The organism is Isoptericola sp. NPDC060257 (assembly GCF_042726645.1).
Classification (GTDB): Bacteria; Actinomycetota; Actinomycetes; order Actinomycetales; family Cellulomonadaceae; genus Isoptericola; species Isoptericola nanjingensis.
This window is the reverse complement of record NZ_JBHXAW010000172.1, coordinates 1-9698: the sequence shown is the minus strand read 5'-3', so window position 1 is coordinate 9698 and position 9698 is coordinate 1. Positions and strand designations below refer to the sequence as shown.

Annotated in this window: 6 protein-coding genes and 1 pseudogene; 4 read left to right on the top strand and 3 right to left on the bottom strand. The window is 74.4% G+C overall.

The genetic code is table 11. The features are described from left to right. The 3 genes from ACFWEK_RS14220 to mfd form a co-directional block, all read left to right on the top strand. Window positions 1–938 (top strand): sugar-binding protein (locus ACFWEK_RS14220; protein ID WP_430554472.1); only part of this gene is annotated, 938 nt, incomplete at its 5' end. Between the two features lie 198 nt (window positions 939–1136). After that, window positions 1137–2231, top strand: coding sequence for a DUF4190 domain-containing protein (locus ACFWEK_RS14215; RefSeq protein WP_430554471.1), 1095 nt, complete (start codon window positions 1137–1139; stop codon window positions 2229–2231). Window positions 2232–2440: 209 nt separating this feature from the next. Continuing rightward, window positions 2441–6046, top strand: coding sequence for a transcription-repair coupling factor (gene mfd / locus ACFWEK_RS14210; protein WP_430554470.1), 3606 nt, complete (start codon window positions 2441–2443; stop codon window positions 6044–6046). Window positions 6047–6110: 64 nt separating this feature from the next. Here the strand turns inward: mfd and ACFWEK_RS14205 are convergent, their stop codons facing one another. Next, complete coding sequence (locus tag ACFWEK_RS14205) at window positions 6111–7310, bottom strand: oxygenase MpaB family protein (protein ID WP_430554469.1); 1200 nt, start codon at window positions 7308–7310, stop codon at window positions 6111–6113. Between the two features lie 210 nt (window positions 7311–7520). After that, window positions 7521–7961, bottom strand: coding sequence for a TIGR03618 family F420-dependent PPOX class oxidoreductase (locus tag ACFWEK_RS14200; RefSeq protein WP_430554468.1), 441 nt, complete (start codon window positions 7959–7961; stop codon window positions 7521–7523). A gap of 185 nt (window positions 7962–8146) precedes the next feature. Here ACFWEK_RS14200 and ACFWEK_RS14195 point away from each other — a divergent pair, with 185 nt between their 5' ends. Next, window positions 8147–9577 (top strand): hypothetical protein, encoded by a 1431-nt coding sequence (locus ACFWEK_RS14195; protein WP_430554467.1) that lies wholly within the window; start codon window positions 8147–8149, stop codon window positions 9575–9577. A gap of 13 nt (window positions 9578–9590) precedes the next feature. Here ACFWEK_RS14195 and ACFWEK_RS14190 read toward each other — a convergent pair. Further along, window positions 9591–9698 (bottom strand): annotated as a pseudogene (locus ACFWEK_RS14190) (LLM class flavin-dependent oxidoreductase); the annotation flags it as partial.

Sequence of the window (9698 nt, the reverse complement as noted above, 5' to 3'; positions counted from 1 at the left end):
CGTCCGGCTGGAACACCCCCGGCTCGCTGGGCACCCTCACCCTCCTGGAGGAGCTGAGCTACCTCGAGGTGGCCGAGGCCACGACGGCGCCGCAGGTCGACGGCGTCGTGGACGACGCGTGGGCCGACGCCTCCGCGGTGACCACCGACCGGCAGATCGAGGGCGACGGCGGCGCCACGGCGACCGTGCGCACGCTCTGGTCCGGCGACACCCTGTACGTGCTCGCGGAGGTCGCCGACCCGACCGTGGACGTCAGCGGCTCCGACCCGTGGGTGCAGGACTCGGTCGAGATCTTCCTCGACGCCGGCAACGCCAAGAACGGCACCTACCGGGACGTCGACACGCAGATCCGCGTCAGCGCCGAGAACGTCACGTCGTTCGGCACCGGCGACGAGGCCGCGCAGGCGGCCCGCCTGACGTCGGCGACCGCGGCGGTGGACGGCGGGTACGTCGTCGAGGCGGCGGTCGACCTGCTCGGGGCCGGCGGCGCGGGCACCTTCCACGGCCTGGACTTCCAGGTGAACGACGGCACGGCCGGCGCGCGCACCGCGGTGCGCGACTGGGCCGACCCCACGGGCACGGGCTACCAGTCCACCGCCCGGTGGGGCGTCGGGAGGCTCGTGACGGCGCCGGAGCCCGAGGGGCTCGTCAACGTGGTCGCGCCGGCCGTCGTCCCCGACGACCGGAAGGGCACCGGCCCCGGCGCGCTGCTCGCGGCCGACCCGGGGGAGTGGACCGCGCCCGACGGCGAGCGCGTGCGGTACACCTACCGGTGGCTACTCGACGGCGAGCCCGTGCGTCGCCCCGGCGTCGACGCCGCGTTCCGCGTGCGCGGCACGGACGTCGGCCACGAGGTGAGCGTCGAGGTGACGGCGCACGCCCGCGGGCTGGACGACGCCACGGCCGTCTCGGCGCCGGTCACCCTCGCGCGGAGGTAGCCGGGTCGCGGCCCGCGCGCCGGCCGGCGGCCCCGCCCTCGCAGGTGGGGCCGCCGGCTGCCGGTCGTGTGGGGGTCCGGCGAAGACGCCGGTCAGGACGGCCGCGCGGCCCTCGCGGGTGGGTAGCATCGCGGACCGGACGACGGCCGACCGTCCGTGATCCCCGACGAGCCGACAGACGATCCGACCAGGAGGACCATGAGCCAGCCGCGCGGGTACGACGCCCCCGACGCCCCGCACACCCAGGTGATCCCGCCGCGCCAGGACGGCACGTCGGCGCTGCCGGCGACGCAGGCGCTGGGCGGGTACGACGACGGCACGCAGGTGCTGCCGCCGCGCGGGGCGGGCGGTCATGACGAGGGCACGACGGTGCTGCCGTCCGCGCAGGAGTTCGGCGGGTACGTCGACGGGACGGCGGTGCTGCCGCGGGCCCAGGCGGGCTCCGGGTACGCCGACGGCACACAGGTGCTGCCGTCCGCGCCGTCGGCCGGCGGGTACGGCGACGGCACGCAGGTGCTGCCGAACGCCGCCCCGCCGCGGCGTACCTCCTCCCGCCCGGTCGGGTCGCTGTCGGCGCCGACCGCGACGCCCGCCCCGCACGCGCCGACGTCCCGCACGGTCGCGCCCCAGCCCGCCGCGCCGGCCCCGCAGGCAGCACCGCAGGCAGCACCGCAGCCGGCACCGCAAGCGGCCCCGCAGCGCGCGGCCGCCCCGCCGCCGTGGGGTGCGGCGCCCGCGCCCGGGCACGGGGGACCGGGCCGGCCCGCCCCGGAGCCCGTACGCCGCGGCACGGAGCCGACGGCCGTGGCGGCGCTGATCACCGGCATCCTCGGGTTCGTCGTGCCGCTGCTGGGCGTGCTCGCGATCATCCTGGGCGGGATCGGCCTGGACCGGACCCGCCGTCGCCGCTCGGGCGGTCGCGGCATGGCCAAGACGGGCATCGCGTTCGGGTCGATCCAGGTGGTGTTCACGGCGGTCGTGGTCATCGCCGGGCTCTGGCTCTGGAACACGTACGGCGACGAGATCCAGCAGGCCCTGGACGAGGCGGAGCAGCTCACGCAGACGGACCTGTCCGTCCCGGACCTGCTGCTCGGCGGCCTCACCGGCGACCTCTCCTTCGGCGACCTGCAGGACCTCGCCGGCACCCTCGGCGACGCCGACCAGCTCCAGGAGCTCGGCGGCCAGTGCCAGGCGGGCGACCCCGTCTCCTGCGAGGACCTGCTGGACCGCCTGCCCGACGGCATCCGCGACCAGCTCCCCGAGGACCTGACCAGCCGGATCCCGGGCAGCTGACCGCCGAGGTGCTACCTCGCGGGGCGACGTCGGAGGGTCGGCGTAGTCTGGTGCGGCACGCCCGGCACCCCGCCGGTCGCACGGTTCCCCGGCCACGACGTGACCCCAGAACCCCGTGCGTCCCGGGGAGAGCTGGGCCCGTCGTCGTGCCCGCACACCGAGTCACGTCCCGATCGCACCGCGCCGCAGACCTCGCCCGAAGGACCCGCATGAACCTCACCGGCATCGTCCCCGCCCTCCTCGCCGACCCCGGCGCCGCCGCCGCGCTCGAGTACGTCCCGGCGCGCGGCTTCGCGGACGTCGTCGGGCCGGTCGGCGTGCGCGCCCCGCTGCTGGCGGCGGCGGCCGAGCGGCGGCCGCTCGTCGTCGTCACCGCGACGGGGCGCGAGGCCGACGAGCTCGCCGCCTCGGTGCGCGCCTACCTGCCCGACGACCGGGCCGACGACGTCGCGGTGCTGCCCGCGTGGGAGACGCTGCCGCACGAGCGGCTCTCGCCCCGCGCGGACACGGTCGCCAAGCGGCTCGCGGTGTTCCGCCGGCTGGCGCACCCGGACCCCGAGCCCGGCCAGACCGGCCCGGTCCGCCTGCTCGTCATGCCCGCCCGCGCGCTGCTGCAGCCGGTGGTCGAGGGGCTGGGCGAGCTGGTGCCGGTCGAGCTGCACTCCGGCTCGACGGCGGACCTCACGGACGTTGCCGACCGCCTGGTCGGCGCCGCGTACACGCGCGTGGACATGGTCGAGCGTCGCGGCGAGTTCGCCGTCCGCGGCGGCATCCTCGACGTCTTCCCGCCCACCGAGGACCACCCCCTGCGCATCGAGTTCTGGGGCGACGAGGTGACGGAGATCCGCTGGTTCGCCGTCGCCGACCAGCGCTCCCTCGAGATCGCCGAGCAGGGCCTGTGGGCCCCGCCGTGCCGCGAGATCCTCCTGACCGACACGGTGCGCGAGCGCGCGGCCGGCCTCGTGGAGCGCCTCCCCGGCGCGATCGAGATGCTCGACAAGCTGGCCGCAGGCGTCGCCGTCGAGGGCATGGAGTCGCTCGCGCCGGTGCTCGTGGACCGCATGGTCCCGGTGCTCGAGCTGGTGCCCGACGACGCGCTGCTCGTCATCGACGAGCCCGAGCGCGTCCGCCGCCGCGCGCACGACCTCGTCGCCACGACCGAGGAGTTCCTCGCGGCCGCCTGGACGGGCGCCGTCGCCGGCGGGGCCGCGCCGATCGACCTGTCCGCGGCGTCGTTCGAGACGTTCGCCGAGGTGCGCGACGTCGCCGCCCGCCGCGGCCTGGGCTGGTGGACGCTCTCGTCGTTCGCGCTCGACGCGGGCGGCGACGAGGGCACCGCGGCCGAGGCGGAGGTCGACGGCGTCACGACCTTCACGGTCGGGGCGCGCGACGTCGAGTCGTACCGCGGCGACCTGCAGCGCGCGCTGGACGACGTGCAGACGCTGCAGCGCGCCGGCTGGCGGCTGCTGCTCACCACGGAGGGCCACGGCCCGGCCAAGCGCATGGTCGAGCAGCTCTCCGCGCAGGACACGGCCGCTCGCATGGTCGCCGAGCTGGGGGAGGAGCCCGAGGGCGGCGTCGTCCTCGTCGCGCCCGCCCTGGTGGGCAAGGGCTTCGTCGCCACGGACCTGCAGCTCGCGGTGTTCAGCGAGTCCGACCTCACGGGCCGGCAGGGGTCCACCACCCGCGACATGCGCAAGATGCCGAGCCGGCGGCGCAACGTCGTCGACCCGCTGCAGCTGCGCGGCGGCGACTTCGTGGTGCACGAGCAGCACGGCGTGGGCCGGTTCGTCGAGATGGTGCAGCGCACGCTCGGCGCGGGCGCGAACGCGGCGACGCGCGAGTACCTGGTCATCGAGTACGCGTCGTCCAAGCGGGGCCAGCCGGGCGACCGGCTGTTCGTGCCGATGGACCAGCTCGACCAGGTCACGAAGTACACGGGCGGCGAGGCGCCGTCGCTGTCCAAGATGGGCGGCGCGGACTGGAAGAACACCAAGGCGCGCGCCCGCAAGCACGTCAAGGAGATCGCGGGCGAGCTCATCCGCCTGTACTCGGCGCGCATGGCCACCCAGGGGCACTCGTTCGGCCCGGACACCCCCTGGCAGCGGGAGCTGGAGGACGCGTTCGCGTACGTCGAGACGCCCGACCAGCTCGTGACGATCGACGAGGTCAAGGCCGACATGGAGAAGCCGGTCCCGATGGACCGTCTCGTGTGCGGCGACGTCGGCTACGGCAAGACGGAGATCGCGATCCGCGCCGCGTTCAAGGCGGTGCAGGACGGCAAGCAGGTGGCCGTGCTGGTGCCGACGACGCTGCTGGTGCAGCAGCACTTCGACACGTTCTCCGAGCGGTACGCAGGATTCCCCGTGACGGTGCGGGCGCTGTCCCGCTTCCAGTCGGACAAGGAGTCGGCCGAGACGGTGGAGGACCTCGCGAAGGGCACCGTGGACATCGTCATCGGCACGCACCGCCTGCTCACCGGGTCGGTGCGGTTCAAGGACCTGGGCCTCGTGATCGTCGACGAGGAGCAGCGGTTCGGCGTCGAGCACAAGGAGACGCTCAAGCAGCTGCGCACCAACGTGGACGTGCTGGCGATGTCCGCGACGCCGATCCCGCGCACGCTCGAGATGGCGGTGACCGGCATCCGCGAGATGTCGACCCTCGCCACGCCTCCGGAGGAGCGGCACCCCGTGCTCACCTACGTGGGCGCGTACGAGGAGAAGCAGATCGCTGCCGCCGTCCGCCGCGAGCTGCTGCGCGAGGGCCAGGTCTTCTACGTGCACAACAAGGTGGAGACCATCCAGAAGACGGCGTCGCGCCTGGCGGAGCTCGTCCCCGAGGCCCGTATCGGCGTGGCCCACGGCAAGATGAGCGAGCACCAGCTGGACCAGGTGATCCGCGCCTTCTGGGAGAAGGAGCTGGACGTGCTGGTCTGCACGACGATCATCGAGACCGGCCTGGACATCTCCAACGCCAACACCCTGATCCTGGAGCGCGCCGACGTGCTCGGCCTGTCGCAGCTGCACCAGCTGCGCGGCCGCGTGGGCCGCGGGCGGGAGCGCGCGTACGCGTACTTCCTCTACCCGCCGGAGCGGCCGCTCACCGACACCGCGCACGACCGGCTCTCCACGATGGCCGCGCACACCGACCTCGGCGCGGGCATGCAGATCGCCATGAAGGACCTGGAGATCCGGGGCGCGGGCAACCTGCTGGGCGGCGAGCAGTCCGGCCACATCGCGGGGGTCGGCTTCGACCTCTACGTGCGCATGGTGGGCGAGGCCGTGGCCGCGTTCCGCGGCGAGCGCGAGGAGGAGCAGCCCGAGGTCACCATCGAGCTCCCCGTGGACGCCCACCTGCCCGAGTCGTTCATCGCGACCGAGCGGCTTCGCCTCGAGGCGTACAAGAAGATCGCGGCCGCGCAGGACGCGACCGAGCTCGCGGAGGTGCGCGCCGAGCTCGTGGACCGCTACGGCAAGCTCCCCGACGTCGCCTCTGCGCTGTTCGACGTCGCGGACTTCCGCAACCACGCCCGCCGCGCCGGCCTCACGGACGTCACGGCGCAGGGCAAGTTCGTGCGGTTCGCGCCGGTGGACCTCGCGGAGTCGGCGCAGCTGCGGCTCAAGCGGCTGTACCCGGGCACGATCCTCAAGCCCGCGATCCGCGCCTTCCTCGTGCCCTTCCCGACGACGGCGCGCATCGGCGGCCGCCCCCTGCGCGGGGCGGAGGTGCTCGCGTGGGCGCGGCAGCTCATCGACGCGGTGGTCCTGGGCGAGGTCTCGGCCGCCGCCTCGGTCGGCACCTCCTCGCCGAGGTAGTCATGGTCCCGCCGAGGTAGTACGCGTCCTACCTCGGCGAGACGAGACTCCCTCGGCGAGCGCGTCAGACGCCCGGGCGGTTGCCGTCCGGGATGGTGATGGGCGTCGTCGTGCCCGACTGGCCCTTGTTGAGGAACGCCATGCCCAGGGCCTTGACGAACTTGTCGAACAGCCCGAACGAGTTCGGCGCCACCGGAAGCAGGCCCTCGCGGAAGGCGACGTACGCGGGCCACACGGAGCGGATCAGCGCCCGCGACGCCCAGTCGCGCCGCAGGTCCAGCCAGTCGGCGATGTCGTCGCCGAGCTGGTAGATGACGAACTCGTTGAGGAACCCGCGGGTGACGCCGAGGTCGACCTGGGCGGTCAGGCCGAGGAGGACCTCGGCGAGGTCCCGGCCCTCCGGCGTGGGCGCGAGCAGCGGCGTGAGCACCTGGTCGGACTGGGCGTGCGCGTCGGCCCAGGTCGCGGGGATGTACTCGTCCCGCACGCCGAGCAGGTGGAGCGCCACCTGCCAGTGGTGCAGGAACGCCTCCTCGTCCGCCGCGGACATCCGGACGCCCCACTTCTTCATGGTGCGGTGGGCGAACGTCCCGGTGCTGTGGAACGTCACGAGGATGTCCATGTTGCTGATCGGGATCGTCTCGTCGGCGACGGCCTTCCAGTACGGCGACTGCGGCAGCAGGTGCCGCACGGCCGCGTGCACGAGGCGCGTCTTGTTCGCGGTGACGATCATCTGGCCGTCGGGCTCGTAGGCGTTCCGGTCGGTGAGGTCGTAGCCGAACGTGAAGGTCTTCGCCGCGCGGTCCTGCATGTCGGCGCCGCCCTTGGACCAGTACACGGACTTCGCCTCGCGGGGGATGACGGTGCTCATGATGCCGCCGCCCAGCCCGTAGATGACGAAGAGGTACAGGTCCTTGCGGCGGTTGAAGTCGGCCGCACGGCGCAGCTTCTCCATGTCCGCCCAGGCGGGCAGCCGTGCCTCGCGGCCCAGGAAGCCGGCGAGCTCCGAGGGCAGGCCGGCCGGTACCGGATGGTCGTTGTCCACCCACGGGAGGATGGCGTCGTTGACCGCGGGGACCTGGCCGGCGTCGATCACCGACGCCATGATCGCGTCGATCTCGTCGTCCCAGACCCACAGGGGGTCGACGCCGGTGCCGCTGCGCGCCACCGATCGCGTGGGCGACCAGGACCAGGCGACGCCTGGGGCCGCCACGCTCGTCAGGCCGAGAGCCGCGCCCAGGGTCAGCAGGGTGCGTCTGTTCATGTCGTTCACGGGACCACCTGTTTCCGACGGGGACGGGGCCCCGCGGCGGCATCGTCGTCGACGCCGTCCGGGGGCGGGGCGCCCGCCCGGGACCGATGTGACTGGCCGTTCACTTGTGATTCGTCGTTAACATATGACCGTTGGCGGCGCGGCACAACCCCTCGTCAGAGCACAGGCCTCGCACGGTGGGCCTCGAGCTCGAGCGTCGCGTCAGCCGAACGACTGCGCCGTCAGGTGCTCCACCTCGACGAGGACGGCCACGCGCTCCTCGCCGCGCGGGTAGTCGGCGCCGGTGTGCGCACGGGCGATCCTGTCGACGACGACCCACCCGCTGTCGCCGTCGAGCACCCGCACCACGTGGCCGCGCAGCATGGCCATCTCCCAGGGGCGCTCGGTGTGCGTCACGGACACGGCGACGCGCGGGTCGCGCTCCACGTTGCGCGCCTTCTGCGAGCGCGGGCCCGTGAGGAACGCGAGGAGGTCGCCCTCCCACGACACCCACAGCGGCACGCTGTGCGGCGAACCGTCGGCCAGCAGCGTCGCCAGGTGCGCCACGTGGGGCTCGGCGACGAGGCGGCGGGCGGTCTCCGGCAGGTGGGCGGGGCCGGGCAGGGGGTCGGGCAGCGGATCGGTTCCGGGTGCGGTCGTCATGGCGGGTCGACCTCCGCGGGGGCCGGGAATGATCGCTGGCGCCGGACCCGGGTGGATTTGCCGCCTCGCCAGGTGGCGAGCGGAATCCGTTCCTAGCATGAGGAGCGGACGGCGCGGCGCGGGGCCGACCGCGCCCTCCGCGAGGACCCGCGACCGCGGGCCGGCACGCGACGGACGGGGACGCGATGAGCGGGACGACCGACGACGGGCGCGGCGGCGCGGGGGCGCCGCAGGACGCGGCGGCGCGCCTGGCCGCGCTCGAGCGGGAGAACGCCGAGCTGCGCGCGCGGCTCGCGGCCGGTGGCCAGCCGGTGCTCGTCGCGTCCGCGCCGCCCGCGCCCCGCGAGCCGCGCCACCGGGGCCGGGCGGCGGCCGCCGTCGTCCTCGTCGTCCTCGGGGCGCTGCTCGCGCCGGTCGCCGTGATCGCGGCCTGGGCCGAGCGCACCCTCACCGACACGGACCGGTACGTCGCGACGGTCGGGCCGATCGCCGCGGACCCCGCGATCCAGGGCGCCGTCGCCGGCCGGCTCACCGACGTCGTGATGGAGCAGATCGACGTGAGCGCCATCGTCGGCACGGTCGTCGACGGGCTGGAGGAGCGGGGCGTCGGGCCGCGGGCCACGGAGGCGCTGACGCAGCTCGAGGGGCCGCTGACCAGCGGCGTCGAGTCCTTCGTGCGCCGCGCGGCCGACGGCGTCGTGACCAGCGACGCGTTCGAGGACGCCTGGGTGCAGGCCAACCGGGTGGCGCACCAGCAGCTCGTCGCGACGATGCGCGGCGAGGGCGGGGAGCTGCTGCAGATCGGGCAGGACGGCCAGCTCACCATCCAGCTCTCCGGGATGATCGACCTGCTCAAGCAGCGGCTCGTCGACCGGGGCCTGGGCGTCGCGGCGCGGATCCCGGAGGTGAACGCGACGTTCACGCTCATGCAGACGTCGCAGCTGGTGCAGGTGCAGAACCGGTACGCGCAGGTGGTGGCGCTGGGGACGTGGCTGCCGTGGATCTCGCTCGGTCTGCTGGCCGCGGGCGTGCTGGTCGCGCGGCACAAGTCGCGCACCCTGGTCGTGGCGGGTCTGGCGCTCGCGGCCTCGATGGTGGTCCTGGCGATCGGCCTCGCGATCGGCCGGGGGATCTACCTCGACGCGCTGAAGGACGTGGTGCTGCGGCTCGACGCGGCCGAGGTGCTGTTCGACCAGGTCGTGTCGTTCCTGAGGGTCACGCTGCGGACGATCGGCGTGCTCGGCCTCGTCGTCGCGATCGTCGCGTACCTGGGTGGGAGCAGCGCGTCGGCGCGGTCGCTGCGCGCGGGCGCGGGCCGCGGGTTCGCGCGGCTGCGCGACTACGGCGAGGGGCGCGGGGTGTCGACCGGGCCGGTGGGCGACTGGCTGGGCCGGTACCGCACGCTGGTCCGCGTGACGATCATCGTCGCCGCGGCCCTGGTGCTCCTGCTCGCGGGCAGTCCCACGCCGGGGCTCATCATCGGCACGGCGCTGGTGGCGGGCGTCCTCATCGCGCTGCTGGAGCTCGTGGCACGTCCGCCCGGGCCCGACGTCCCCGCCGCGGACGACACGATCGGCCCGCCCGACCTGCCCGCCGCGGCCCGACCCACCCACTGACCTTCAACAGGGTCAGCCTGCTGCCCGGCGTACCGAACTCGTAGCCGTACTCGTCGTAGTCACGCTCGAACCAGCCCGCGCCGATGCCGAGGATCAGCCTGCCGCCGCTGATGTTGTCCAC